At 74.3% G+C, this 26,169-nt stretch carries 24 protein-coding genes; 15 read left to right on the forward strand and 9 right to left on the reverse strand.

The genetic code is table 11. The annotated features are described in order from the left end of the window. The first annotated feature begins 56 nt into the window (after positions 1-56). From NV263_RS06735 to NV263_RS06760, 6 genes are all read left to right on the forward strand, one after another. Positions 57-1,283: an NRAMP family divalent metal transporter gene (locus tag NV263_RS06735; protein ID WP_263251696.1), complete on the forward strand. Its 1,227-nt coding sequence runs from the start codon at positions 57-59 to the stop codon at positions 1,281-1,283. A gap of 8 nt (positions 1,284-1,291) precedes the next feature. Next, a complete protein-coding gene (locus NV263_RS06740) occupies positions 1,292-2,050 on the forward strand; it encodes a LamB/YcsF family protein (RefSeq protein WP_263254087.1) in 759 nt (252 codons plus the stop codon). Then, positions 2,050-2,661: a 5-oxoprolinase subunit B family protein gene (locus NV263_RS06745; protein ID WP_263251697.1), complete on the forward strand. Its 612-nt coding sequence runs from the start codon at positions 2,050-2,052 to the stop codon at positions 2,659-2,661. The genes NV263_RS06740 and NV263_RS06745 overlap by 1 nt, the downstream gene beginning before the upstream one ends. Then, positions 2,658-3,569, forward strand: coding sequence for a 5-oxoprolinase subunit C family protein (locus tag NV263_RS06750; RefSeq protein ID WP_263251698.1), 912 nt, complete (start codon positions 2,658-2,660; stop codon positions 3,567-3,569). The genes NV263_RS06745 and NV263_RS06750 overlap by 4 nt, the downstream gene beginning before the upstream one ends. A 14-nt stretch (positions 3,570-3,583) precedes the next feature. Then, positions 3,584-4,348 carry a putative hydro-lyase gene (locus tag NV263_RS06755; protein ID WP_263254089.1) on the forward strand — a complete coding sequence of 255 codons (765 nt, stop codon included), beginning with the start codon at positions 3,584-3,586 and terminating at the stop codon, positions 4,346-4,348. Positions 4,349-4,758: 410 nt separating this feature from the next. Then, entirely contained in the window at positions 4,759-5,814 is a 1,056-nt protein-coding gene (locus tag NV263_RS06760) for a saccharopine dehydrogenase family protein (RefSeq protein WP_263251699.1), read from the forward strand. A gap of 123 nt (positions 5,815-5,937) precedes the next feature. Here NV263_RS06760 and NV263_RS06765 read toward each other — a convergent pair whose 3' ends face one another. Genes NV263_RS06765 through NV263_RS06780 form a run of 4 tightly spaced genes read right to left on the reverse strand, consistent with a single transcriptional unit; the run spans position 5,938 to position 14,100 of the window. Next, a complete protein-coding gene (locus tag NV263_RS06765) occupies positions 5,938-7,176 on the reverse strand; it encodes a TIGR02679 family protein (protein ID WP_263251700.1) in 1,239 nt (412 codons plus the stop codon). Further along, positions 7,173-11,273: a TIGR02680 family protein gene (locus tag NV263_RS06770; protein WP_263251701.1), complete on the reverse strand. Its 4,101-nt coding sequence runs from the start codon at positions 11,271-11,273 to the stop codon at positions 7,173-7,175. Before NV263_RS06770 ends, NV263_RS06765 begins: the two co-directional genes overlap by 4 nt. Beyond that, entirely contained in the window at positions 11,270-12,463 is a 1,194-nt protein-coding gene (locus tag NV263_RS06775; RefSeq protein WP_263251702.1) for a TIGR02678 family protein, read from the reverse strand. Before NV263_RS06775 ends, NV263_RS06770 begins: the two co-directional genes overlap by 4 nt. Next, the gene (locus NV263_RS06780) at positions 12,460-14,100 is read right to left on the reverse strand and encodes a DUF2397 domain-containing protein (RefSeq protein WP_263251703.1); all 1,641 of its coding nucleotides are present in this window, start codon (positions 14,098-14,100) and stop codon (positions 12,460-12,462) included. The genes NV263_RS06775 and NV263_RS06780 overlap by 4 nt, the downstream gene beginning before the upstream one ends. Before the next feature lie 124 nt (positions 14,101-14,224). On the opposite strand from NV263_RS06780, the gene NV263_RS06785 reads away from it, so the two are divergent. Beyond that, the gene (locus tag NV263_RS06785) at positions 14,225-15,175 is read left to right on the forward strand and encodes a cobalamin biosynthesis protein (RefSeq protein ID WP_263251704.1); all 951 of its coding nucleotides are present in this window, start codon (positions 14,225-14,227) and stop codon (positions 15,173-15,175) included. Between the two features lie 12 nt (positions 15,176-15,187). Here NV263_RS06785 and NV263_RS06790 read toward each other — a convergent pair whose 3' ends face one another. Then, the gene (locus tag NV263_RS06790; protein WP_263251705.1) at positions 15,188-15,367 is read right to left on the reverse strand and encodes a DUF397 domain-containing protein; all 180 of its coding nucleotides are present in this window, start codon (positions 15,365-15,367) and stop codon (positions 15,188-15,190) included. Further along, complete coding sequence (locus tag NV263_RS06795; RefSeq protein WP_263251706.1) at positions 15,364-16,227, reverse strand: helix-turn-helix domain-containing protein; 864 nt, start codon at positions 16,225-16,227, stop codon at positions 15,364-15,366. Before NV263_RS06795 ends, NV263_RS06790 begins: the two co-directional genes overlap by 4 nt. Before the next feature lie 149 nt (positions 16,228-16,376). On the opposite strand from NV263_RS06795, the gene NV263_RS06800 reads away from it, so the two are divergent. Then, positions 16,377-16,589: a hypothetical protein gene (locus NV263_RS06800; RefSeq protein WP_263251707.1), complete on the forward strand. Its 213-nt coding sequence runs from the start codon at positions 16,377-16,379 to the stop codon at positions 16,587-16,589. Positions 16,590-16,610: 21 nt separating this feature from the next. On the opposite strand, the gene NV263_RS06805 is transcribed toward NV263_RS06800, so the two are convergent. The 3 genes from NV263_RS06805 to NV263_RS06815 are packed head-to-tail and all read right to left on the reverse strand — an operon-like array spanning position 16,611 to position 18,904. Beyond that, positions 16,611-17,501, reverse strand: coding sequence for an SURF1 family cytochrome oxidase biogenesis protein (locus NV263_RS06805; protein ID WP_263251708.1), 891 nt, complete (start codon positions 17,499-17,501; stop codon positions 16,611-16,613). Positions 17,502-17,535: 34 nt separating this feature from the next. Next, positions 17,536-18,441, reverse strand: coding sequence for a fructosamine kinase family protein (locus tag NV263_RS06810; RefSeq protein WP_263251709.1), 906 nt, complete (start codon positions 18,439-18,441; stop codon positions 17,536-17,538). Between the two features lie 4 nt (positions 18,442-18,445). Continuing rightward, entirely contained in the window at positions 18,446-18,904 is a 459-nt protein-coding gene (locus NV263_RS06815) for a low molecular weight protein-tyrosine-phosphatase (RefSeq protein WP_263251710.1), read from the reverse strand. An 80-nt stretch (positions 18,905-18,984) separates the two neighbouring features. Here NV263_RS06815 and cobC point away from each other — a divergent pair, with 80 nt between their 5' ends. The 7 genes from cobC (at position 18,985) to NV263_RS06850 (ending at position 26,167) form a co-directional block, all read left to right on the forward strand. Beyond that, positions 18,985-20,034, forward strand: coding sequence for an Rv2231c family pyridoxal phosphate-dependent protein CobC (gene cobC / locus NV263_RS06820; RefSeq protein ID WP_263251711.1), 1,050 nt, complete (start codon positions 18,985-18,987; stop codon positions 20,032-20,034). Between the two features lie 7 nt (positions 20,035-20,041). Further along, positions 20,042-20,899 (forward strand): Nif3-like dinuclear metal center hexameric protein, encoded by an 858-nt coding sequence (locus tag NV263_RS06825; RefSeq protein ID WP_263251712.1) that lies wholly within the window; start codon positions 20,042-20,044, stop codon positions 20,897-20,899. Then, complete coding sequence (locus NV263_RS06830) at positions 20,896-21,624, forward strand: zinc ribbon domain-containing protein (RefSeq protein WP_263251713.1); 729 nt, start codon at positions 20,896-20,898, stop codon at positions 21,622-21,624. Before NV263_RS06825 ends, NV263_RS06830 begins: the two co-directional genes overlap by 4 nt. Then, positions 21,621-22,748: a bifunctional RNase H/acid phosphatase gene (locus NV263_RS06835; RefSeq protein ID WP_263251714.1), complete on the forward strand. Its 1,128-nt coding sequence runs from the start codon at positions 21,621-21,623 to the stop codon at positions 22,746-22,748. Before NV263_RS06830 ends, NV263_RS06835 begins: the two co-directional genes overlap by 4 nt. 340 nt (positions 22,749-23,088) lie before the next feature. Beyond that, a complete protein-coding gene (locus NV263_RS06840) occupies positions 23,089-24,408 on the forward strand; it encodes an extracellular solute-binding protein (RefSeq protein ID WP_263251715.1) in 1,320 nt (439 codons plus the stop codon). Between the two features lie 47 nt (positions 24,409-24,455). Further along, entirely contained in the window at positions 24,456-25,343 is an 888-nt protein-coding gene (locus tag NV263_RS06845; protein ID WP_263254091.1) for a carbohydrate ABC transporter permease, read from the forward strand. Beyond that, entirely contained in the window at positions 25,343-26,167 is an 825-nt protein-coding gene (locus NV263_RS06850; RefSeq protein WP_263251716.1) for a carbohydrate ABC transporter permease, read from the forward strand. The genes NV263_RS06845 and NV263_RS06850 overlap by 1 nt, the downstream gene beginning before the upstream one ends. The last annotated feature ends 2 nt before the right edge of the window (positions 26,168-26,169 follow it).

Genomic DNA, 26,169 nt, shown 5'->3' on the forward strand with positions numbered 1-26,169 from the left:
CCCAGGTTCTGCACCGCCCCTTCCGCGGGCGGTGTTCGCACGTTGATCGGAGTGCCATGGCGGACCAATCCACGGCCCGGCGGCCGGCGCGCCCCTCGGCAGCCCGGCGCGGTTCCCTGCTGGGCGCGGTGTTCCTGATGGCGACCAGCGCCATCGGCCCCGGGTTCATGACCCAGACGACCCAGTTCACCGCGAAGCTCGGCGCGGCGTTCGCCTTCGCGATCGTGGTGTCGATCCTCGTCGACGTGGCCGTGCAGCTGAACGTCTGGCGGGTCATCGGCGTCTCCGGGATGCGGGCCCAGGATCTCGGCAACCGGGTGGTCCCCGGGCTCGGCTACGCGATGGCCGCGCTGGTGGTCTTCGGCGGTCTGGTGTTCAACGTCGGCAACGTCGCGGGCACCTCGCTGGGCCTGGACGCGTTGTTCGGCCTGGACGTCAAGATCGGCGGGGCGGTGTCCGCGCTCGTGGCCATCGCGATCTTCCTGAGCAAGCGGGCCGGGGTGGCGATGGACCGCATCGTGGTGGTGCTCGGCGTGCTGATGATCGCGCTGACCGCCTTCGTGGCGGTCTCCTCCGGTCCGCCGGTCGGCGATGCGCTGCGGCAGACCGTGCTGCCCGACCGGATCGACCTGCTGTCGGTCATCACGCTCATCGGCGGGACCGTGGGCGGTTACATCACCTACGCCGGAGCGCACCGGCTGGTCGACGCGGGCGTGACCGGGCCCGAACAGGTCGTCGCGGTCAGCCGCAGCTCGGTCACCTCGATCCTGGTCACCGGCCTGATGCGGGTGCTGCTGTTCCTCGCGGTGCTCGGCGTGGTCTCCGGCGGTGTGGCGCTGACCGGCGCGAACCCGACCGCGGACGCCTTCGGGCACGCCGCCGGGGAACTCGGGCTGCGGCTGTTCGGGGTGATCCTGTGGGCGGCCAGCATCACCTCGGTCGTCGGCGCGGCCTACACGTCGGTGTCGTTCCTGGTGAGCTTCTCGCCGCGGCTGGAACGCGGCCGCAACTGGCTGGTGGTCGCGTTCGTCGCGCTGTCCGCCCTGGTGTTCCTGCTGCTCGACCAGGCGCCGACGACGCTGCTGGTGCTGGCCGGGGCGCTGAACGGGCTGATCCTGCCGGTCGGTTTCGGCGTGCTGATGTGGGTCGCGGCGCGGCGCCGCGACCTGCTCGGCGGATACCGCTACCCCCGCTGGCTGCTGGTCGTCGGCCTGCTGGCGTGGTTGTTGACGTTGTACCTCGGCATCAGTTCGCTGACCGGTATCGCTGCGCTGTGGAAGTGAGGCTGCACATGGACCTGAACTCCGATCTCGCGGAGAGCTTCGGCCGCTGGGAACTCACCGACGACGCCGCCCTGCTGCGCATCGTGACCAGCGCGAACGTGGCGTGCGGTTACCACGCGGGGGACGCGACGGTGATCCGGCGCGCCTGCGAGCAGGCCGCCGAGCGGGGCGTCTCGGTCGGCGCGCAGGTCAGCTACCGCGACCTGGCCGGGTTCGGGCGGCGGTTCATCGACGTCCCGCCCGCCGAGCTGACCGACGACGTGATCTACCAGATCGGCGCGCTGGCCGGCTTCGCCCGCGTGGTCGGCACCGAACTGCGCTACGTCAAGCCGCACGGGGCGCTCTACAACGCGATCGTGCACCACGCAGAGCAGGCGGCCGCCGTGGTGGCGGCGGTGCGCGCCTACGACCCCGGGCTGGCGGTGCTCGGGCTGCCCGGTTCGGAATGGCTGGACCGGGCGGAACGGGCCGGGCTGCGGGTGTTCCGCGAGGCGTTCGCCGACCGCGCCTACACCCCGGAGGGCACGCTGGTCCCGCGCCGGGAGCCGGGCGCGGTGCTGCACGACCCGCGGGTGATCGCCGAGCGGTGCGTCCGGTTGGCGCAGGGCGAGCCGATCGAGGCGGTGGACGGGTCCGAGATCAAGGTCCAGGCGGACTCGATCTGCGTGCACGGCGACAGCCCGGACGCGGTGGCCATCGCCGAGGCGGTGCGCGAACGCCTGGTGGCCGAGGGCGTGGTGCTGGCGCCGTTCGCGGGGAGCCGGTGATGCGGTTCCTGCGCTGCGCCGATTCGGGGCTGCTGGTCGAGCTGGACGACCTGCGGTCGGTCCAGGCGCTGTACGCCGCGCTGGCCGACGAGCCGCCGGAGGGCGTCGTGGACCTGGTCCCGGCCGCGCGGACGCTGCTGCTGCACCTCGACCCGCGCCGCGCCGACGTCGCGGAGATCGAGCGCGCGGTCCGCGCGGCCCGGCCGCGCGGCACCCACCGCGACCGGGACGAACTGCTGGAGGTGCCGGTCGTCTACGACGGCGCGGACCTCGCCGAGGTGGCGCGGCTGACCGGGCTGACCGAACGGGAGGTCGTCCGGCGGCACACCGGTGCCGAGTGGACGGTCGCCTTCGGCGGGTTCGCACCGGGTTTCGGGTACCTGTCGGGGGGACCGCCGGAACTGGCGGTGCCGCGCCGGGCCGAGTCGCGGACCCGGGTGCCCCCGGGCGCCGTCGGGCTGGCCGGGCCGTTCAGCGGGATCTACCCGCGCGAGTCCCCGGGCGGCTGGCAGTTGATCGGCCGCACCGAGCTGGCGATCTGGTCCGTCGACCGCGATCCGCCCGCGCTGTTGCGGCCGGGTGTGCGGGTGCGGTTCTCGGAGGCGTCATGAGCGAGCGGTTCGCGGGCACCAGGTCGGTCGTCCGCGCCCTGGAAGTGCTGGCCACCGGGCCGCTGGCCACCGTGCAGGACCTGGGCCGCCCCGGGTTGGCGGACATCGGCGTGGGCCGCTCCGGGGCCGCCGACCGGGGATCGTTGCGGCTGGCCAACCGGCTGGTGGGCAACGACGAGGGCGCCGCCGCCGTCGAGGTCACGCTCGGCGGTCTGGCGGTGCGCGCCGGGGCGGACCTCGTGGTGGCCGTGACCGGGGCGCCGTGCCCGGTCACCGTGGCCGGTCGGGGTGCCGCTGCGAACGCCGTGCTGCGCCTGCCGGCGGGCGCCGAGCTGCGGCTGGGTGCGCCCGCGCGGGGGCTGCGCAGCTACCTGGCCGTGCGCGGCGGCGTCGCGGTCGAACCGGTGCTGGGCTCGCGCGCCACCGACGTGCTGGCCGGGCTCGGGCCGGACCCGCTGGAGCCCGGCGCGGTGCTGCCGGTCGGACCGGCGCCCGCGCGGTTCCCGCAGGTGGACGCCGCGCCGGTGGCCGCGCTGCCGGCGGACGAGCTGGTGCTGCGGGTGGCGCCCGGCCCCCGCCACGACTGGTTCACCGCCGACGCCCTGACCACGCTGCTCGGCGAGGCGTACGAAGTCACCGCGCAGAGCAACCGGATCGGGATGCGGCTCGACGGACCCGCCCTGCCGCGCGCCCGCACCGAGGAGCTGCCCAGCGAGGGCATGGTCCCCGGTGCGTTGCAGGTGCCGCCGTCGGCGCGGCCGACGCTGTTCCTCGCCGACCACCCGGTGACCGGTGGGTACCCGGTGATCGCCGTGGTCACCGCCGCCGACGTGGACCGGGCCGCGCAGGCCCGGCCCGGCCAGCGGGTGCGCTTCCGACTCGTCGAACCAGGGAGGACATCGCGATGACCAGTCCGCGGGAGATGACCCCGGAGCAGGCCCGTGCCGCGTTCCGCGCCGGGCTGCGCGTGCCGACGGCGGGCTACAGCGCCGGGTGGACGCAGGCGAACCTGATCGCGCTGCCCCGCGACCTCGCCTACGACTTCCTGCTGTTCGCGCAGCGCAACCCGCGTTCCTGCCCGGTGCTGGACGTGGCGGAGCCGGGGGAGACCAGCGCGTCGATCTTCGCCGGTGACCTGCGCACCGATCTGCCCGCCTACCGCGTCTACCGGGACGGCGAACTCGCCGAGGAGGTCGGCGACGTCACCGACCTGTGGCGCGCGGACCTGGTCGCGTTCCTCGTCGGGTGCAGCTTCACCTTCGAGGCCGCGCTGCTGGAGGCGGGCGTGCCGGTCCGCCACGTCGAGGCGGAGTGCAACGTGCCGATGTACCGCACCGACCGGGAATGCCGCCCGGCGGGCCGGTTGTCCGGGCCGCTGGTGGTCTCGATGCGCCCGGTGCCCGCCGAGCTGGTGTCCACCGCGGTGCGGGTGACCTCCCGCTACCCGGCGGTGCACGGGGCGCCGGTGCACGTCGGATCGCCGGAGGCGCTGGGCATCGCCGACGTCGACGCGCCGGACTTCGGCGACGCGGTGGAGATCCGGCCCGGCGAGGTCCCGGTGTTCTGGGCCTGCGGCGTCACCCCGCAGGCCGCGGTGATGCGCTCCAGGCCGTCGTTCGCGATCGGGCACGCGCCCGGCCACATGGCGATCACCGACGCGCGGAACAGCGAGTTCCTGGTGCCCTAGCAGAGGATTCGCGCTGCGTCCGCAGTGGACGCGGACTCGGGCACCCCCGCCCGAGGAGAAGGGCGGGGGTGCCCGGACCGATGTCGAGGTCGATGCGCCGGTCGCCTCGCGGCGAGAGGCGCGACGCGGCTCCAGCCGAACGGTATTCCGCGAAGGCGATAGGTGAGGCCCGGGGACACGGGCGCACCGACCACCTCGTCCAACGGGTGCGCCCATCGCGGTGTTCCCGGCTGTCCTGTGGTCTGCGCCTCACCTGATCGACAGCGCCCGGGTTCCCCGCCTCCCGGCTCCACCGTCGCCCCACCGGCTTTCGCGACGAATGGCGCTGCGATCGTGTGACGGGGGCAACCCGTGACAGCGCGCTGCTGTCGTCGTTGATGGAGTGGTTCGCCGCGGCTGGGAGGACAGCGATGGCCTGGATGATCTACGGCATCACCGGATACACCGGACGGCTCGTCGCCGAACTGGCCCTGGACCGGGGTGAGCGCCCGGTCGTCGCCGGTCGGGACACCGAGAAGGTGGCCGCGTTCGCGACGCCGCGCGGACTGCCGTACCGCGTCTTCGACCTGCGCGATCCGCGGGCGGTCGACGCCGGGTTGGCCGATGTCGACGTGGTGGCGCACTGCGCGGGCCCGTTCTCCGGCACGTCGGCTCCGATGGTGGACGGCTGCCTGCGCACCGGCACCCACTACCTGGACATCACCGGCGAGATCGACGTGTTCGAGGCGGTCTTCGCCCGCGACGAGGAGGCCAGGAGAGCCGGGGTCGCGCTGGTGCCCGGCGGTGGGTTCGACGTGGTGCCCACCGACTGCCTCGCCGCCGCGGTCGCCGCGCGGCTGCCCGGGGCGACCCACCTCGACCTGGCCTTCCAGGCCGGGGGCGGGATCAGCCGCGGCACGCTGCGCAGCGCCCTGGAGGGCGCGGCGCTGGGCGGCCGGGCGCGCATCGACGGCGAGATCCGTCCGGTCCCGCTGGGGTGGCGGCGCCGGGAGGTCCCCTTCCCGTCCGGTCCGCGCCGCGCCACCTCCCTGCCGTGGGGCGACGTCGCCAGCGCCTACCGCAGCACCGGTATCCCCAACATCACGACGTTCGCGCACCTTCCGGGTCTGGACAGGCTCGACCCGCGGCTGTCGGGGCCGGTCCGGAAGGTGCTCGGCGCCGCGCCGGTGCAGCGGTTGGGCAAGTGGGCGATCGGCGTGGCGGTGCGCGGTCCGGGCGGGGACGCGCGGGCGCGCGGCTGGGGCGAGGTCTACGCGGAGGCGCGCGACGGCTCGGGCCAGCGGGTCTCGGCGGCGCTGGTCTGCCCGGACACCTACGACCTCACCGCCGACTCCGTGCACCGCGCGGTGCACGAGCTCGGCACCGGGCGCACCGCGCCGGGCGCCCACACCCCGTCCACCGCCTTCGGGGCCGATTTCGTCCGCCGGCTGCACGGCGTCCGCGTGATCGAACCGGCCGCCCGCTGAGTGCCCGTCTTTGAACCCTGCTCCCGGAACCCGCGTGGCAAGCGGCGGGAGCCGCTTTCTCTTTCGGTGAGCGGTCTCGCCGCTGGCACCGCCTCGCAAAACGAGTTCTTCGAAGAAAGACGGTCAGCCGTCCCCGCGGAGATCCGCCAGCAGCGCGGACAGGTGGGTTTCCTCGGGCAGCGCGCGGGCGTTGGTGGCCATCACGGTGGTGAGGTCCGGATCCCACGGGGTGGCGGCCGGGGTGCCGACGAGCGGCGGCAGATCGGTGCGGGCGGCCGCGGCCCGGTCGAGGGCGTCGCGGTAGTCCTCGGACGACATGCGCCACGGCCGGGCGCCGTGCGCGGTGGTCAGGGAATCCGCGAGCGCGATGCCGGACCAGTCGAAGTCCGCGTGGCAGTGCAGCACCGCGCCGTCGGCCGTCAGGCGGCGCAGCAGCGCGTGCACCGCCGCCGACGGGTGGGACGTCGCGGCGATCAGCGGGTGGCGGACGCCCTCGGCGACAGCTGCTTCGAGGACCCGCGGGTTCTCGCAGACCGCGACCGGCGTGCCGGTGGTGACCAGGCGTTCCGGGGCGGCCCGCAGGTCGAGCAGGGACAGGTGCACCGGCAACCCCAGCGCGGTGCGCCCGGCGACGCCGCGCGACCACGGGTCGTCGCCCACCAGCGGCAACGCCCAGCACAGCGCGGTCGCCGACACCGCGTCCCCGGCGACGCCGCAGCGCTCCCACAGCGCGGCCCGGGCCCGCTCGTTGGCGGGTGCCTCGACGTCGTGGGCCAGGGCGGCCGCCTTGAGCACGAGGCGGCTCAGCGTCGTGCCCGCGTCGAGGAGGTGCGCGTCGCCCGCGCGGGCGGCCAGCTCGGCGCGCGGCACCCAATCGGCGGGCGGGCCGTCGAGCGCGAGAGCGGACAGGATCTCGGCCGCCGCGCGAGCCACCTCCGGCAGCTCCGCCTCGGCGACCCGGCCGTACTGGTGGACCCACCGGACCCAGGCTCCGGCCCACGGCGCCCCGGCCAGGCCGCGTTCGGCGAGGGCCGAGCGCAGCGGATCCGCGCCCCGCTCCGGTGCGGCGGACGTCCCGGCCGCCACCGGGCGGCCGTGCACGATCGCCAGGACCTCGTCGAGGCCGACGCCGAACCGGGCGCGCACCGCATCGTCCAGTTTGGACACGCTGATGCGGGTGCCCTGGCCCCACATCGGACGGCCGTAGACGTCGCCGACGGCCGCGCGCGCCGCGTCGTCGGGCAGTTCGAGGCGGAACGTCGCCGGTCGGTCCGGCGACTCCCGGACCTCCCGGGCCTTGTCCCACAGGCCGTGCAGCGCGGCGACGTCGCAGGCCGCGCGGATCTCCTCGGCGCGGCTCACCGGCCGTCGCCCCGTTCCAGCCCGACGCCGTCCCAGGTCGTGTGGGTGCAGGCGATGCCGTGCCCGCTGCGCGGGCGCAACACGTCGTAGATGTGCATCCTGGGGATCTTCGGCGAGACGCCCCAGCCGCTCGGCCAGGTGATCAGCCAGTCCATGTCCAGGTCCACCAGCAGTCCGAGCATCCGCGCGATCGTCGGGTCGTCGAGCCGCTCGAACGCCTCGTCCAGCAGCACCAGCCGCAGCGGTCCGCGACCGTCCGCCGCCGCGCTGACCGCGTCGTAGAACGCCGCCGCCGCGGCGAACAGCGTCACGTACGAGATCAGCCGCGTCTCGCCGGACGACAGCTGCCGCAGCCGCCGCACCCGGGGCTTGCCGTCCGGGCCGGTGTCGCGGACCCGCACGGTGAAGGTGAACCACGACCGGTAGTCCAGCGCGCGGGCCAGGATCTCCGCGTAACCGCCGGTGGCGCTGTCCCGTTCGGACTCGATGAGGTCGGTGAACACCCGGCGCAGCAGGGCGTCCTCGTCCTCGCTGCGGTCGGCGAACGGGGTGCGCACCAGCTCGATGGCCTGCTTGATGTCGTCACCCAGCGCCGTCGACGGCTGCCACTCCAGCTGCACGTGCACGCCCTGGCTGGAGCGGGCCCCGTCGAGGACCTCGTTCATCCGGTGGCACAGGTCCTCGGCGATGCCCATCTGACCGCGCAGCCGCTCGGCGAGGTCGCGGATCAGGTAGTCGGCGAAGATCGCCTGGTACCGCTCGTTGAGGTAGCCGCGCTGCTCGGCCAGCCGGTCGCCGACCCGCCGCGCCGCCTCGGCCACCGGCTGCGGACCCTCCTCGCCGGTGACCGTGACGGTCAGCAGGCCGTCCTGGTCGGCCGCGGAGATGTCGTAGTTGCCGCTCAGCGCGTGCTGCAGGGCCTGCAGCCGGTTGAGCACCGTCGCCTCCGAGGACCCCCGGCGGTCGGCCTCGGCGAGCAGCGCGGCCGTCTCGTCGAGGTCGTCCGGGACGGACTCGGCGACGTCGGCGGCCGCCCACAGCCCCGGCACCCGCAGCGCCCGGCGGAACGACTCGGTCGCGGTCGTCGCGTCCTGCTCGCGGCCCGCGAGCTGGGACTGCTTGTGCTCCAACTGGGTTTCCAGCCGCGCCGCCGCCTCGCGCAGCGAACCGGTCTTCTCCCGCGCCTGCGGCAGCTGCTCCCGCAGCCGGGCGCGTTCGCGCTCCAGCTCGGAGACCTTGTCGGCGACCTGCTGGGCCTCGCCGCCGACGGCCTCGGTGAGCTCGGCGAGCCCGGCCGCCTGCTCGGCGTACTCCGCGCAGCGGCGTTCGGCCTGGGTCTCGGCTTCCATCCGGTCGGCCACCGCCGCGTCGTGGTGCAGCGACAGGTCGCGCAGGTCCGCCAGCGCGGGCAGGCAGCGCGACTCGACCGCCTCGCGCAGCGCGTCGATGGCCGAGCGCGCGTCGAGCGTGGCGCGGTGCGCGGCGTCGAGCGCCTGCGTGTCGGCGGGCAGGTCGGCTTCCGCCGCGGAACGCGCCAGTTCGGCGTGCGCGGCCTGCCACCGCTGGTCCGCGCCGTCGTGCTGCTCGCGCAGCTCGACGGCCCGCTGCTCGGCTTCCTCGGCGGAGTCCACCGCGCCCGCGAGGGTGGCGTGCGCGGTGAGCAGGTCATCGTCGTCCGGGAAGGACTCCAGGTGCTGTTCCAGCGCCGCGGCGTGCTCGGTGGCCTGGCGGTGCCGCTGCTCGGCAGCACCGGCCCGCTCGCGCAGCGCGGCCAGTTCCTCCTCCAGCTCGGCGATCCGGCGGGACCGCGCGGCCTCGCGGGCACCGGCGCCGACGAACTCGGCGGCGTCCTTGTGCCAGCGACCGGACAGCACCCCGGCCCGCCATTCGCCGGTCACCGACACCGCCAGCTCGCCTTCGCCGTCGGTGGACACCGACGCCAGCAGGTCGGCGACGTGCTGGGCGGACACCGGGCAGTCCGCGTCGGCCGCCGGGCGCAGCAGGTCCGCCAGCGTCGTCCCGGACAGCGGTTTGCCGGGCGCGGCGCGCAGCTCGGGAGGTCCGTGCACCGCGCCGTCGGCGCCGACCCAGGCGTTGAGCAGGCCGCCGGCCTGCAGCGCCGCCTCCAGCCCGGCGCGCTCGTCCTCGGACAGCGACGGCTGGAAGTCGACGAGTTCGTAGAACGCGCGGCCGCGTGCCGGGTCCCGCTCGGCCTCGGCCCACCACGGGCGTTCCGGGGTGCGTTCGCGACCGGCGCGCAGCTCGGCGAGTTCCTGTTCGCGGGCACGGGAATCCGCCCGCAGCTCGCCGATCCGCTGCTCGGCGTCGGACACCTGGCGGCGGGCCTGCTGGAGCTGCGGTCGCGCCCAGCGGCGCGCGTCCTCGCGGGCCGCGCGGGCCACCGAGCGGTCCGCGGTCAGCGTCGCCGCCGACGGCGGCTCCGGAGCCGGATCCTCCGCAGTGGACGGCCAGTCGGCGGCCCACGTCCGGGCCCGCTCGACCCACGCGGACGCCGCGTCGGCGAGCCGCTGCTGCGCCTGGTTGCGGCGGCCCGCCGCCTCGGTCGCGGCCAACTGCGCCTGCCGGGCCTGGCGTTGCAGCTCGCCGACCTTCTCGCGCTGACCGTCGAGTTCCCGGGCCTGCTGGTGCAACGCGAGCGCCAGCGCGGCGCGCCGGCGGACCTCGCTGGCGGCGTGCTCGGCACCGTCCACCGCCGCGCGCAGCTCGGCGGCGAGCCCGTCCGCGTCGACCTGCGGAGCGAGGTGGCGTTGCACGTCGAGCAGGTCACCGTCCGGTTCCGGCGAGGTGCGCACCCGGTCGGGTTCGGTGCGCGTCTCCGCGGCCGGGACCGCGGGCGGGTGCGGCACCAGCGAAGCGTCCAGCCCGGCGGCCGACAGCTGCCGCGCGGCGCGGGTCGCGGCCGCTTCGGCGGCCTCGGCATCCCCGCCGAGGCGACGCAGCACACCGAGCACCGAGTCGGCCGACCGGTGCTCCTGGGCGCGGTGCTTGCTCGCGGTGTCCAGCGCCGAGATCGCCGCCGCGCGGGCGCTTTCGACCAGCCGCTCCCGGTCGCGGAGGTTCTGCAGTTCCGAGTAGGCGGGGTGGGACCGCAGCGCGTCGATGCTGGACTCCAGCTCGGCTTCCCGCTGTTCCAGCTCGGCGATGGTGGCCTCCGCCGACTCGCGGTCGGCCCGCTTGCCCGCCACCTGCTCGTCCAGCGAGGCCAGCTCGTCGCGCAGCGCCCGCAGCTTCTGCTGCGCGGTGCGCATCGCCTCCCCGCGGTCCCGCAGCACCCCGAACGCGTAGCCGGAGTAGGTGGACAGGAACGCGCTCAACGCCTTGTCCGCGCCGGTCAGCCGGACGATGTTCTCCCGGATCGACTCCAGGTCGTCGAAGGAACCGGCGAGCCGTTCGATCAGCGCCGGGTCCAGCGGCGGCAGCGCGTCGGACAGGATCTGTTCGAGCTGGCCCTCCAGCACCTTCAGCCCGACGTCCGGGTTGCGCAGGGTCCGCTGCAGGTGCAGCAGGTCACCGTAGCGGGCGGCCGGCATGCCGTAGACGGTGGCGGCGATCTTCGCGCGGAACGCGTGGTCGTCGAGCACGCAGTCCGCGCCCAGCAGCTCGCGCAGCTGCGCCGCGCCCAGCGGCACCCGGTCGGTCCCCACCAGCTGCAGGTCGATGCCGACCCGGCGGCGGGTGACGAACCGCCACGAGTCGCTGATCGACTGCGAGGTCTTCGACGCCTTCACGCCGATGCCGCAGGTCAGGAACTCCTCGCCGCCGTCGGCGGTGTCCCGGCGCAGCTCGATCCAGGCGTAGCCGATCCGGTTCGGACCGCCCGGGTACTCGTCGAGCATCAACCGCCGGATGCTGACCGTGTCGAAGCCCTTGGACCCCAGCTGGCGCAGGTCGCCGTCCAGGCACAGCGGCAGCAGCAGCTCCAGCGTGCGGGACTTGCCGGAACCGTTGGTGCCCTGGAAGATCGCCCGCCCGCCGGAGAGGTCGAACGTCGTCTCGGCGTACTGCCAGATGTTGACGATGCCGCCCCGGTGCAACCGCCACCGGTTCGGCAGCGCGTGCGTGGTCTCTGGGCTCACCGTGGACCGTCCTCTTCCATCTCGTCGAACAGCGACCAGCCCGGGGGTTCCGGGGCGGGGGGCTCGGGTTCCCGGCCGGGGGCCGGGGAGGCGTCGGGCTGCGGCAGCCAGCGGTGCGCGGCCGGGGCGAGCGACCACCGGTCGCCGTCCGGGCGCAGCAGGCCGAGCCGGCGCAGCAGCGCGATCACCGAGCGGACCAGGTCCTGGTGGTCCTCGGTGGCCTGCCGGGACCACGCCGCCGGGTAGGAGTCCACCAGCTCCTCGCAGACCTCGGTGAGGTCCTGCCAGGTCACCGGGTGGTTCCCGGCGTCGTCCGGGGCGCCGCGCGCCAGCAGCGCGGGCAGCGCGAGCAGCGCGATGCGCGCGACCGTGCCCGGCCCGGGGAACGCCACGTCGGTCAGGTAGTCCTCCGGATCGCTGGCCACGACGCCTTCGGCGCGGCTCTCGGTCACCAGGCCGAAGTGCCGCTCCAGCAACCGGGACTCGTTCGCGGTGTTGCGGCGCAGCCAGTCCGCCTGCTCGGCGGGCAGGTCGGCGTAGAGGACCACGGGGTCCTCGACCAGCCGCCGCCGCACCGCGTGCTCGATGTTGCGCGGACCGGCGGCCGCGGCCTGCTCCACCAGCTGCTGCGGGCTCTCGGCCTCCGCCAGCGGGCCCGCCACGAGCTGGCCGAGCAGGTCGGTGTCGATGGTGATCAGCGCCTCGGCGTCGCCGGTGACCGACCCCTCGGTCTCGGTGATCACGCCCAGCGCCACCAGGTGCCGCAGCGCGGCGGTCAGCGCCCGCCGGTCCGCCGGGTCGTCGACGACCTCGATGCCGGCCTCCACCGCCGCCGCCCGGATGTCGCTGACCAGCCGGGACAGCAGCACCTGCCTGCCGATGCCGGTCAGCGCGGCCAACGTGAGCGCCAGGTAGGCGTAGCCGCGCGGGGACAGCGACGGCTCGCCGCGGGTGGCGTCCGCACCCGGTCCCGACTTGTACAGCCGCGCGAACCGCCGCTCCACCACCAGCCGGTAGCCGAGCAGCGAGGCGAACACCTCCTGCAGCACCGCGCGCTGCCGGTAGATCATCGGCAGCAGATCGCCGTCCGGGCCGCCCGGGCGCAGCAGCGGGCGGCGCAGCAGCACGCGCGCGCAGCGCACCACGTTCGCCGCGTCGATGTCCGGGAGTTCGTCGAAGGTCGTGGTCATCGGGCCGTCCCGGTCGGCTCGGCGCTGGGGATCTCGCCGTCCCCGGCCACCTCCAGCGCGGTGTCCTCCAACGTCAAGGTGCCCGACGCGCTGCGGACGCAGGTCCGCCGGCCGGGCTCGTGGCGCACCGTGACGCGCAGCCGGTGCACCGGGTCCAACGCCGATCCGGTGTCCTCGGTGCCCTCCCGCTGCGCCATCGCCAGCGTCAACAGCTCGCAGAGCACGTTGAGCGCGTCGCCGGACAGTTCCTGGTCGGGCAGCCGCGCGGCGGCGAGTTCGGCGACCGCCGCGCCGCGCCGCTGGTCGGCCTCGCGGGCCTCGGCCAGCAGCGTCTCCTCGGTCATCGGGTCGTCCAGCACGCGGGACGTGCGGCCGCGGGCGCCCCGGTCGCCGCGGCTGCGGACGCTGACCGCCACGTCCTGCACCGGACCGTCCCGCCACGGCACGCGTTCGTTGTCGCTGTCGTAGTCCGGGGCGGGCAGCAGGTGCCGGGACGAGTGCAGCCCGAACGCCGCCGCGTACAGGCGGTGCGCCTGCTCCTCGTCGGCCTCGTCGCACCACTTGGCGAGCCTGAGCAGCTCACCGCGCCTGCCGGGCACCAGGCCGCCGCCCGAGGTGGCCCGCTTGACGCTGGCCAGCAGCGAGCCGATGGCCCGGGCGGTGGCCTCGCGCAGCGCGGCCACCTGGCTGGGGCGGCCGGGGGAGTCGACGAACCAGTCGGTGAGCTCCTGCCAGTCCGCGGCGGTGCGCCCGCGCGCCCGCTCCACGTCGGTGCCCAGCTGGTCGGCGGGCCCCAGCAGCCGCAGCAGCTCGCCGCGCGCCCCGGCCAGCCCGGCCAGCGACGCCGCGATCGTCCCGGTGTGCCGCAGCACGTCCTCGACGACCATCTGGATGTACTCGACCAGCAGGTTGCGGAACCCGGAGATCTCCTCGGGCGCCAGCTGGTGGCGGGTCATCACCTGGCCCAGGTAGGCGTAGAAGTCGCGGACCGTGGCGGCCAGTTCTGCGTGCTGGAGGAACACCGTGGTCACCTGCTCGGCCAGCCGTTCCCGGGCCTGCCGGGCGGGCTTGCCGTCCGGGTCGCGGCGTTCGGCCGACAGCGCCGCCGACAGCAGCTGGCCGATCCCGCTCAGCCCGCGGTCGATCGCGGGCAGCAGTTCGCGGGACACCTCGCGCGCCCCCTCGGGCACGTTGAGCAGCGCGTCGACGTCCCGCTGCACCCGCACCGCGAGCTTGCTGACCTGGTAGCGGACGCTGCCGTGCTGGAACTCCGCGATGCTGGCGGCGATCGTCTCGCGGCGGCCGACCACCAGGTTCCCCCAGCGCACCAGCTGCTTGAGCCGGTCGATCACGGTGTCCACATGGGACTCGCCGGGCGCCACCCGGCCCTCCCGCTCGGCGGCGGCCAGCGCCGCGGCGACCTCCCCGGCGGACAGGTCCGCCAGCAGCGTCGAGGTGAACAGCCGCATGATCGCCAGGTACGTGCGGTGCTCGGGGGCCTGCAGGTAGGCGAACAGGTGCAGGCGACGCGCGCCGTCGCGGGTCTGTTCGGGAGCCTGCCCGGCCGGCGCGTCCGCGGCGGGGGTTCCCGCCACACCCGCGCGCAGCACGTCGGCGTCGTGGTCAGGGGCCGTCACGGTCCGCCACGATAACCGGTCGGCCGGACACGGCCGGTCACCTGGCGGCCGGTGACCGGTCACAGCGGCCCCACCGGTAACGTGCTGGCCCGGTGGTCACGCTTGTGGGGGAGGGTCTGCTGAGGTGAGCGCGGGACGGGCGGTCGGACTGCTACTCGGCGTGGCCGCGGACGCGGCCCTGGGGGACCCCGAGCGGGGACATCCGGTCGCCGTGTTCGGCCGGGTCGCGCAGGCCGCGGAACGCCTGCTGCACCGCGACGGCCGGGCCGCCGGAGTCGCCTACACCGGACTGCTGGTCGGCGGCGCGGTCGGCGTCGGCGTCCTCGCCCAGCGGATCGCCCGCCGCGGACCGGTGCCGGAGGCCGCGGTGACCGCGCTGGCCACCTGGGCGGTGCTGGGCGGCTCCTCGCTGGCCGACGAGGGCACCGCGATGGCCCGGCTGCTCGACGCGGGGGAGGTCGACGCGGCCCGCGACCGGCTGCGCAACCTCTGCGGCCGCGACTCGACCGCGCTCGACGAGCAGGGCCTGGCCCGCGCCACCGTCGAGTCGGTCGCCGAGAACACCTCCGACGCCGTGGTCGCCCCGTTGGTGTGGGGCGCCGTCGCGGGGATCCCGGGCCTGCTCGGCTACCGCGCGGCCAACACGCTCGACGCGATGGTCGGCCACCGCTCCCCCCGCTACCGCAACTTCGGCTGGGCCGCCGCCCGCCTCGACGACGTGCTCAACCTCGCCCCGGCGCGGCTGGCCGCCGTGCTGACCGCGGCGTGCGCCCCGGTCGTCGGCGGCTCCGCGGGCGGCGCGTGGCGCACCTGGCGGCAGGACGCCTCGGCGCACCCGAGCCCGAACGCGGGCCAGATCGAGGCGGCGTTCGCCGGGGCGCTGCGGATCCGGCTGGGCGGCCGCACCGTCTACGGCCACGTGGCGGAGGAACGGCCGGTGCTCGGCGAAGGCCGCACCGCCGACGCCGGCGACGTCCGCCGCAGCGTCGAGCTGTCCCGCGTCATCGGCACCCTCACCGGAGCGCTGGCCGCCGCCGCGGCGCTGACCCGGGCCCGCCGCCGCTCGCGGGGCTGACGGCCGCGGCGGTCACGCCAGGGTGCGCAGGAACGCGCGCCAGGCGCGGTGGGTCGTCTCGATGCGCCCGCCGTCGGGGTCCTTCGAGTCCCGCACGAACACGCCGTTTCCGGTCAACCGGACCTCGACGCAGGCGTCACTGGACGCCGCGCTCCGGCTGCTCTTGAACCAACCCGTGTCGTAGACAGTCACGTCATGTCCTTCAGCTTGGCGAGAAGGAGATCGCTGGTCTCCTCCGGTGGCAGTGCCGAGTCTCGCACTCGGTCGAAGGCGCGGAACATGGGAAAGACGTCGGCTTCTTGGTCGTGGTAGGTCGAGGTGCCGTGTGAAGTGGTGAAGGCGATCCTCGGGGCGGAAGCACCGAAGTCGAGTGTGATCAGGCCGCCACCCAGCAGCGGGTTGTCAGGCACGTCGCTTCGGATGACCTGAACGGCCACGTCTGAGCGTTCGTTGAGCTGCAGGAGATGGAGAATCTGCCCGCGCAGCACACTACGGCCGCCCACGACCTGGTGCAGGGCGGTTTCGGTCAGTACGAACGCCACCTGCTTGGTGTCGTCGGAGTCGAGGACTCTGCGCTGCTGCTCCAGGCGGAACTCGACCCGCCGGTCGACTTCCGCGCTGCTGCGCGGCCACCAGTAGCCGTCGCCAGCGTGCATCAACGCCGTTACGTACTCCCGCGTCTGCGCCAGGCCGGGAACGATCCCGGTTTCGTAGAAGCCGATCTGCTTGGCGTCAGCCTGCAAGTCGGCCAAGCGCTCGAAGGCGCGGGGCAGCTGGTCGATGTAGGCCCGGCCGCGCTGACGTTTGCGGGCTTGTCTGCCGAGGTCGAGCACGAGTTGCCGCTCGGCGGCATCAGCGTTGTAGAAGTCCAGAAGGACCGTCAACTCCTCGACGCTGAACGATCCCTTCGCCGTCTCGACCTGACTGATGCGGGCCGCGTCGCGTTTGAGCGCACGGGCCGCGTCCTGCTGCGTCTTGCCAGCCCGTTCGCGGAGACGTTTCAACGTCAGTCCGAGCTGTCGACGTTCGACCGTCTGACGTCCTGCGCGCACGACCGCCTCCTCCCACTGACCACCCAAGCAGGGCACAGACAAGACCATTCTTGAGGCTTATCTTTCCGATTAAGCCTCAACAAGAGGCTTAGATGGAGTTCTTGTCCGCACTCTACCGAGATCGGGGCGCAGGTCCCGGAGGGGAGTCGATGGTGTACCGAGCGCATGGAGTGGAAACGGCGACTGTGGTCGGGCTGTCGGAGAGCGTGCGCGTCACGCACGAGTACGACAAGGCGTTCGACGAGGTCATTCTGACCTTCCGGGGCAACGACGAACTCGTGCTCAGCTGCACGCGCCGGGGATTCGTCGCGCTGCGCGACGCGGTCGCGGCGGTCGAACGCGAGTGGCCCGGTACCGCTTGAGCCGACCGTCCGCCGGACCGGTCACTGCCGCTGTTCCAGCTCCTCGCGTTCGCGGCGCTCGTCCTCGGCGATGGCCGCCGCCACCGAGCGGCGGCGTCGTCCGGCGCGTCGGGGCAGCGGGCGCTCGGCGGACGTCTCGGCGGGCTTGTCGGGGGCGACCGGTGGTTCCGCCGCCTTCTCCTGCTCCCGCGGGCGGACCTCGGTGACCACGAAGTAGATGATCGCCAGGATCGCCATCACGCCGAACGCGATCCACTGCAACGCGTACGAGAAGTACGGTCCGGAGTCCAGCTGCGGCAGCGGCAGCGGTTCCAGCACGCCCGGCTGGCCGTCGACCAGCGCGAAGTAGCCGGGCCGCAGCGCCACGCCGCTGCCCTGACCGACGGTCTGGGAGTTGACCGCGTACGCCCAGCGGTGCCCGTCGTGCTCGAACAGCGGGCGGTGCTTGCTGTCCTGCTCGTCGGCGCGGACCCGCGCGGTCAGCGTGACCTCGCCGGGCGGCGGCGGGGCGTAGGCGGGTGCGCGGGTGCCGTTGACCGGGCGGACGTAACCCCGATCGACCAGCAACGACGTGCCGTCGTCGAGCCGGAACGGGGTCAGCACCTCGAACGCGGGCTCGCCCTGCACCGTGCGCTGCCACCCCAGCACCTCGGCCTGCGGCAGGTAGTGGCCGCGGAAGGTGACCCGGGACCACTCGGTGCGCTGGTCGGGTGCCTTGTCGCCGGGCAGCACGTCGGCGAGCGGCCGGGGCGCGGCGTGGAAGGACTGGATGATCGCGTCGTTCTGCGCCTGGTTCTCCTCGTTGCGGCGGAACTGCCAGGGGGCCAGCAACGTGAAGCACAGCGACGAGAACACCACGACCAGCACGATCAGTCCGATCCATCCCGGTCGCAGCAGGAACTTCAGGCGCACACCCCCACGGTAAGCGCTCCGCGCGAGTGACCGGTCAGCGGGCGCGCAGCGCCGACCGGGCCGCCGCCACGGCCTGCGCGCCGTAGCCGCCGCCGAACAGCACGGTGTGCACCAGCAGCGGGAACAGCTGGTGCAGCCCGACCCGGTCGCGCCAGCCCGCCGCCAGCGGGCTGACCTCGTCGTACGCAGCGAGAACGCGGTCCAGGTGCGGGCAGCCGAACAGCTGCAACATGGCCAGGTCGGTCTCCCGGTGACCGCCGTGCGCCGCCGGGTCGATGACGAAAGCCCGCCCCCCGTGGTGGCGCTGCGCGCCGGGGTCGTCTCGTGCGGCCCAGTGCACGTTCCCGGACCACAGGTCGCCGTGCAGTCGAGCGGGCGGTTCGGGCGGACCGGACAGCGAGTCGAGTTCGTCACACACCCGTGAGATGAGCTGCGCCTCGTCGCCGAGCGCCCCCTCGTCCACCGCCCGCCGCAGGTACGGCTCGACGCGGTACCGGGCGTAGAACTCCGGCCAGGAGGCGCACGGCTCGTTGCGCATCGGCGCGAGCCCGATCCAGGCGTCGGCGGGGCCGCCCGGAGGTGGCGCGCCGAACGCCGGGGCGCCCGCCACGTGCAGCGCGGCCAGGCCGCGGCCGAGCTCCTCGGCCGCCCGCGCGCTCGGGCGCGCCCCGGGGACGTGCTCGGTGACCAGCCAGTCCGCGGTGTGCCCGTGCACGGCCGGGACGGCGACGGCGCCCGGCTCGGCGAGCCAGGCCAGCGACGCCGCCTCGGCGGCGATCGCGCCCGGCATGCCCGCCGGGGCGCGCTTGACGAACACGTCGGTGCCGTCGTCGAGGTGGACGGCGAACGCCGCCGAGGTGTCGCCGCCGCCGAGCCGCCGGACGTCGGTCGCGGTGCGCCCGGTGATCTCGGATACCGCGTCGCGGACCTGCGCGTTCATCGGATCACCCGTTCTCGCGGACCCGGTCGAGCAGCCCGGGCATCGCCGCCTCCACCATGTCGAGCACGTCGTCGAAGCCGCGTTCACCGCCGTAGTAGGGATCCGGGACCTCCGCACCGTCCTCGGCAGCGGGGTCGAAGGAACGCAGCAGCCGCACCCGGGACGGGTCGTCGACGAGCCGCCGCACCGCGCGCAGGTGTCCGGCGTCCATCGCGACCAGCAGATCGGCGTCGAGGTCCTCGTCGTCGAGCTGCCGAGCGGTGTGCTCGGTGGGGTAGCCGTGTTCGGCGAGCACCTTCGCGGTGCGCGGGTCGGCCGGTTCGCCGACGTGCCACGGTCCGGTGCCGGCGCTGGTCACCCGCACCCGGTCGGCGAGCCCGGCGCGGCGCAGGTGCTCGCCGAAGACCAGCGCGGCCATCGGGGACCGGCAGATGTTGCCCGAGCAGATGAACGAGATGTGCACGTCCGCCGAGGATACGGGCGGTTCGGGCACCGCCCAGGGGCGGGCGCGCAGCGGAGATCGTCCCGCCTAGACTGCCCGGGATGACCAGCGGGGAAGATCGGGAGCTGCTGCGCCACCACGGGGACGTCGACGCCGGGCCCGGCCTGCTCGACTTCGCCGTGAACGTGCGGCTGGACCGGCCTCCGGCGTGGTTGCGGGACCGGCTCGCCGGGGCGCTCGACCGGCTCGGCCACTACCCGTCGGCCGCCGACGAGGGCGCGGCCCGCGCGGCCGCCGCCGCCCGGCACGGCCGCGAAGCCGACGAGGTGCTGCCGCTGGCGGGAGCGGCGGAGGGCTTCGCGCTGCTGCCGTCGCTGCGTCCCCGGCTGGCCGCGCTGGTGCACCCGTCGTTCACCGAACCGGAACTGGCGCTGCGCACGGCCGACGTCGAGGTGACCCGGGTGCTGCTGGACGCCGACGACGGCTACCGGCTGCGCGCCGACGCGGTGCCCGAGCAGGCCGATCTGGTGGTGCTGGGCAACCCGACCAACCCGACGTCGGTGCTGCACCCGGCCGAGGAGGTACGCCGCCTGCTGCGGCCGGGCCGCGTGGTGGTGGTCGACGAGGCGTTCGCCGACGCCGTGCCCGCGGAACCGGAGTCGCTGGCCTCGACGCGGGAACCCGGCCTGCTGGTGCTGCGCAGCCTGACCAAGATGTGGGGGCTGCCCGGCCTGCGCGCCGGGTACGCCCTGGGCGCACCGGACCTGCTGCACCGGTTGTCCCGCCACCGTCCACATTGGCCGGTCAACGCGCTGGTGCTGGAGGCGGTGGCGGCGTGCTGCGAGCCGTCGGCGCTGGCCGAGTCGGAGCGCGCCGCGGCCGAGCTGGACGCGCACCGCGCGGCACTGGCCGCCGATCTCGCCGCCGTCCCCGGCGTCGGTGTCGCCGAGCCCGCGCGGGCGCCGTTCCTGCTGCTGCGGGTCGACGACGGCGAGAAGGTGCGGGCGGCGCTGCGGGAACGCGGCATCGCGGTCCGCCGCGGGGACACCTTCCCCGGGCTGGGGCCGGACCACCTGCGCGTCGCGGTGCGCGGTGCGGAGCAGAATTCCGTGCTGGTGGAGGCTTTGCGGGATCTTCTGGGACAGGGGTGAGAACCGGATGGCGGTCCGCGTCCAGGACGTGATCACGGCGCTGGAGGGCGCCTACCCGACCGCGCTCGCGGAGAGCTGGGACGCGGTGGGACTGGTCTGCGGGGACCCGGAGTCGGTGGTGCAGCGGGTGCTGTTCTGCGTCGACCCGGTCGAGGCCACGGTGGACGAGGCGATCGACTTCGGCGCGCAGCTGCTCGTGTCCCACCACCCGCTGCTGCTGCGCGGGGTGCACGGCGTGCCCGCCGACGACCCGAAGGGCCGCGTCGTGCACCGGCTCATCCGGTCCGGCATCGGCCTGTACTGCGCGCACACCAACGCCGACAGCGCCGTGCAGGGCGTCTCCGACGCGTTGGCCGCCGCGCTCGGGCTCACCGTGCGCGGGCCGCTCGTCCCGCACGCCGAGGGCGCGGACACCGGGCTCGGCCGGATCGGCGAATTGCCCGAACCGGAGCCGTTCCGCGACTTCGTGCGCCGCGTCGCCGACGGCCTGCCCACCACGGTCTGGGGCGTGCGCGGAGCCGGTGACCCCGACCGCCCGGTTCGCACCGCGGCCGTGTGCGGTGGTGCGGGAGACTCGTACCTGGCGGCCGCGACGGCGGCCGGTGTCGACGCCTACGTCACCGCCGACCTGCGCCACCACCCGGCGGGCGAGCACGTCGCCCGCGCCGACGTGCCCGGCGCGCGGGTGCCCGCGCTGGTCGACGTGGCGCACTGGGCCAGCGAGTGGCCCTGGTGCCAGCAGGCGGCCGACGTCGTCGCCGCCGCGCTGCCGGATACTGTCGAAGTTCTCGTTTCCACCCGCCGCACCGACCCGTGGACCGTCCACGCGGGTGCGGCGTCCGACCCAGGGAGGGCGCTCGCGTGAAAGCCGACCCCGCCGTTCAGCGACGGCTGCTCGATCTCGCGGAGGCCGATGCGGATCTCAACCGCGTCAACCACCGCCGGCGGACGCTGCCCGAGCTGGAGGAGATCGGGCAGGCCGAGCGCGAGGTGCAGGCCCGGCGCGACGAGCTGGTGGTCGCCCAGACCGCGTTCGGCGACCTGGACCGGGAGAACAAGCGGCTGGAGAACGAGATCGAGCAGGTGCGCGCCCGGGAGCGGCGCGACCGCGAGATGATGACCTCGGGCGCCTCGGCCAAGCAGGTGGAGGACCTGGAGCACGAGCTGCAGACGCTGGCCCGCCGGCAGGGCATCCTCGAAGAGGAGCTGCTGGAGGTCATGGAGCAGCGCGAGGCGTCGGAGACGAACGTGACCAAGTCGCAGGAGGCGGTCACCGCCGCCGAGGAGCGGCTGGCGGAGGTCCGGTCGCGGCGCGACGCGGCCCTGGCGGAGCTGGAGACCGCCGAGTCCCGGCGGCGCGCCGAGCGCGACCTCATCGTCAAGTCGCTGCCGGAGGGCCTGGCCGCGCTCTACGAGCGGGTCCGCCAGCAGCGCGGCATCGGCGCCGGGCCGTTGCAGGGCAGCCGCTGCGGCGCGTGCCGCATCGAGCTGGACCGCACGGCGCTGGCCGAACTGCGCGACGCCGCCGCCGACGACGTGGTCCGGTGCGAGGAGTGCGGCGCGATCCTGGTCCGGGAGACCGGCCGGTGAGCCGCCGGGTCGTCGTCGAGGCCGACGGCGGGTCGCGCGGCAACCCGGGCCCCGCCGGGGCCGGTGCGGTGGTCCGCGACGCCGAGACCGGCGACGTCCTCGTCGAGCGGTCCGTCGCGCTGGGCGTGACGACCAACAACGTCGCCGAGTACCAGGGGCTGATCAGCGGTCTGGAGGCGGCGGCCGAGCACGGCGCCACCGAGGTCGAGGTCCGGATGGACTCCAAGCTGGTCGTCGAGCAGATGAGCGGGCGCTGGCGGGTCAAGCACGCCAACCTGCAACCGCTGGCGGCCGAGGCGTCCCGGCTCGTCGCCGGGTTCGCACTGGTGCGCTTCACCTGGGTGCCGCGCGCGCAGAACGCGCACGCCGACCGGCTCGCGAACGAGGCGATGGACGCCGCGGCCGACGGCGGAGCGTCCGCCGACGTGCAGCCGCCGCCGGCGGAGCGCGGTCGCCCGTCGAGCAGCGCCGGGGCGTGGCTGGGCGCCGAAGGGGCCCCGACGCGCCTGCTGCTGCTGCGCCACGGGCAGACGGCCATGTCCGTCGACCGGCGCTATTCCGGGCGCGGCGACGTCGAACTCACCGACCTCGGCAGGCGGCAGGTCGCGGCGGCGGCCCGCCGCCTGGCGGCGATGCCCGGCGTGGTCACCGAGGACGGACCGGCGCCGGTCGTCGCCTCTCCTCTGACCCGCACCCGCCAGTCCGCCGAGGCGGTGGCCGAGGCGACCGGCGGCGAGGTGTCGTTCCACGACGGGCTGCTGGAAACCGACTTCGGCGACTGGGAGGGCCTGACCTTCCGGGAAGCCTCCGAGCGCTATCCGGACCTGCACCGCCGCTGGCTCGGCGACCCGACCGTGGAACCGCCGGGCGGCGAGAGCCTCGACGCGGTGTTCAAGCGCGTCACCGCGGCCAGCGGCGAACTCCTGGAACGCCACGCGGGCCGCACCGTCGTCGTGGTCAGCCACGTGACGCCGATCAAGGCGATCCTGCGGCTCGGCCTGGACGTGGGCCCCACGATGTTCTACCGCCTGCACCTCGACCTGGCTTCGCTGTCCATAGTGGAGTTCTACCCCGACGGCAACGCCTCGGTCCGCCTGGTCAACGACATCTCGCACTGGACCTGAGCGGGCGCATCCGTCCACTGTGGTCACTGCGGCCGGGTCGCGGCGCCGATTCGCGCGATCCGGTCTCGCGGCACCGCTGCCGCTCCTACGATCGCCGCACCGCTTTCGTTGGTCGGCGACCGGGAGGGCCGATGAGTGCCGAACGTGCCTTTCCCGAGGCGTTCGAGTCCGTCGAGGGCGAGTTCGTGCGTGCGTGGTGGTGGGCGAACCACGCGCAGCGATCATCGCCGAGCTGCGCGCGGCGACCGGGGCCGAATAGCCGGTTCACTGGTTCAGACCATTGACTCCGAGTGATCGGCGTCACTAGCGTCCCTCCAGGGCGGCGGGTGGAGGTGGCGCGATGACCGGGTGGCGCGGCTGGGCGGCCGGGATCGCGGTCGCCGTGGCGGTCTCCTCGTGCACCGCCGGAACTCCGGACGAGCGCCCGCAGCCGCCGCCCGCGCCGGGGGAGAAGGTCACCGTCACCGTGTCCAGCCCGTTCACCGACCGGGAGCTCGGCGTGCTGGACCGCGTGCTCGACCAGTTCCACGCCCGGCACCCGGACATCACCGTGGTGAGCCGGGGCAGCCAGGACGACGACAAGATCACCCAGGCGATCCGCGGCGGCAACCCGCCGGACGTGGCGATCTCGGCGGACCCGATCAACCTCGGCGAGCTCTGCGACAGCGGGGCGTGGCAGGACCTCGGGCCGTACCTGCGGCGCGACCGGGTCGACCTCGGGGCCTTCCCGCGAGCCGTCCTGGAGTACACCCAGTACCGGGGCGAGCGGTGCGCGCTGCCGATGCTCGCCGACGTCTACGGGCTGTACTACAACACCGACGCCTTCGCCCGCGCCGGGATCGACCACCCGCCGCGCACCACGTCCGAACTCGCCGAGACCGCCAAGCGGCTCACCGAGTTCAACCCGGACGGGTCGATCCGCGTCGCCGGGTTCGTGCCGTTCCTGGCCACGCAGGCCAACCACCCGTGGAACTGGGCGCCGCACTGGGGCGCGCGGTGGACCGACGCGCAGGGCCGGTCGGCGTTCGCCCGGGACCCGGGGTGGCGGGAGATGTTCCGCTGGCAGCGCGACCTCGTCGACTTCTACGGCGCCGACCGGCTGACCCGGTTCGTCGCCGGACTCGGCCAGCAGTACTCGGCGGACAACGCCTTCCAGCGCGGCCGGGTCGCGATGGCCGTGGACGGCGAGTACCGGACCGGTTTCATCGCCGACCAGGCGCCGCGGCTGCACTACGCCACCGCGCCCTTCCCGGTCGCCGACGACCGGCCCGACCTGTACGGCACCGGGTTCGCCACCGGCACGGTCATCGGCATCCCGCGCGGCGCCGAGAACGCGGGCGCCGCCTGGGAACTCGTCCGCTACCTGAGCACCGACACCGACGCGCTCGTCGCGCTCGGCAACGGCCTGGAGAACGTGCCGACCACCACCGCCGCGCTGCGCGACCCGCGGGTCGCGCGCACCCCGCAGTACCGGACGTTCCTCGACCTGTTCGACAGCCCGCGGCTGACGCCCAGCCCGCCGAGCCCCAACGGCGACGCGTCCCTGAAAGCGGCGGAGGACTTCGCGGTGCGGTGGCAGACCGGACGGGTCCCCGACCTCGGCAGGGGGCTGCGCGAACTGGACGAGCAGATCGACGCGGCCAAGCGGGTGGGCGGTTAGCCGTGGTCCGGCGGCGCGCCCTGCGCGGACTCCGGGTCCTCGGCTTCATGGCGCCGTGGATCGTCGGGTTCAGCTGCTTTTTCGCCTACCCGCTGCTGGCCACCGCGTACTTCTCGGTCACCCGCTACGACCTGCTGCGCGAGCCGCGGTGGGCGGGGCTGGACAACTACGCCTACCTGCTGTTCGGCGATCCCGTGGTGCGCGTCGCGGCGTGGAACACGGTGTGGCTGGTCGTCGTGCTCACCACCTCGCGCGTGCTGTTCGCGCTGGGCGTGGCATCGGTGCTGGCGCGGGTGCGGCGCGGCGTCGGACTGGTGCGCGCGCTGTGCTACCTGCCCGCGCTCGCGCCCCCGGTGGCCGCGACGCTGGCGTTCGTCTTCCTGTTCAACCCGGGAACCGGGCCGGTGAACCAGGTGCTGCGACTGGTCGGCGTCGACGGCCCGCTGTGGTTCGCCGACCCGGCGTGGGCCAAACCCGCGCTGACCCTGCTGACGCTGTGGGGCAGCGGCGAACTCGTGATCATCCTGCTCGCCGCGCTGCTGGACGTGCCGCACGAGCTGCACGAATCGGCCGCGCTGGACGGCGCGGGACCGCTGGCCAGGTTCCGGCACGTGACGCTGCCGTCGATCGCGCCGGTGCTGCTGTTCGGCGTGGTCAACTCGGTCATCTTCGCGCTGCAGTACTTCACCCAGGCGGTGGTGGCCGGATCGGTGGCGTCCGGGCGGGCCGAGGTCGTCGGCAGCAGCAAGGTCCTGGGATTCCCGGACAACGCGACGCTGACCTTCCCCGCGTGGCTCTACCAGCAGGGATTCCACTACTACAACATGGGCTACGCGGCGGCCATGGCGCTCGTGCTGTTCGCGTTCTCGCTCGGCTTCACCGTCCTGCTCATCCGCCGGATGCGCGGCGGCGCGAACGTCGAGGAGGTGGGCTGATGCGGCACGGGCGGCTGTACTGGGTCGCGGTGCACAGCGCCGGCATCGCGCTGGGCGTGATGTTCCTGCTCCCGCTGGTGTTCGTGGTGCTCACCGCGTTCATGCCCGACGACCAGGCGCTCACCGCGGACCTGTGGCCGCGCCGATGGCAGTGGGCGAACTTCGCCGCGGTGTTCGCCAAGGCCCCGATGCTGACCTACCTCGCCAACAGCCTGCTGTACTCGGTGCTGGCGACGGCGTTCATGCTGGTGTCCAGCGTGCCGGTCGCCTACGCGCTGGCGAAGCTGCGCTGGCGGGGCAGGGGAGCGGCGTTCGTGCTGGTGATCGCCGCGATGATGCTGCCGCCGCAGGTCACCGCGGTGCCGCTGTACATCGTCTGGACGCGGTTCGACCTCACCGGCACGGTGTGGCCGCTGATCCTGCCGTACCTGTTCGGCGATGCGTTCAGCATCTTCCTGCTGCGGCAGTTCTTCCTCACCATTCCAACGTCCTATGTGGACGCTGCGCGGGTGGACGGCTGCTCGGAGCTGGGCGCGCTGCTGCGCGTCGTCGTGCCGATGGCGCGCCCCGGCATCGCCGCCGCCGCGATGTTCTGCTTCCTCTACACCTGGAACGACTTCTTCGGGCCGCTGCTCTACGCCGGGGAGAACCCGCGGTGGTGGACGCTGTCGGTCGGGCTGGCGTCGTTCCGGGGCACGCACTACGTCGAGTGGAACCTGACGATGGCCGCGACCGCGCTGGTCGTCCTGCCGGTCGTCGTGCTCTTCCTGTTCGCGCAGCGCGCGTTCGTGCGCGGCATCACGTTCACCGGCATCAAGGGGTGACG

Origin of the sequence: Saccharopolyspora rosea (genome assembly GCF_025643595.1) — a bacterium.
Lineage (GTDB): Bacteria > Actinomycetota > Actinomycetes > Mycobacteriales > Pseudonocardiaceae > Saccharopolyspora > Saccharopolyspora rosea.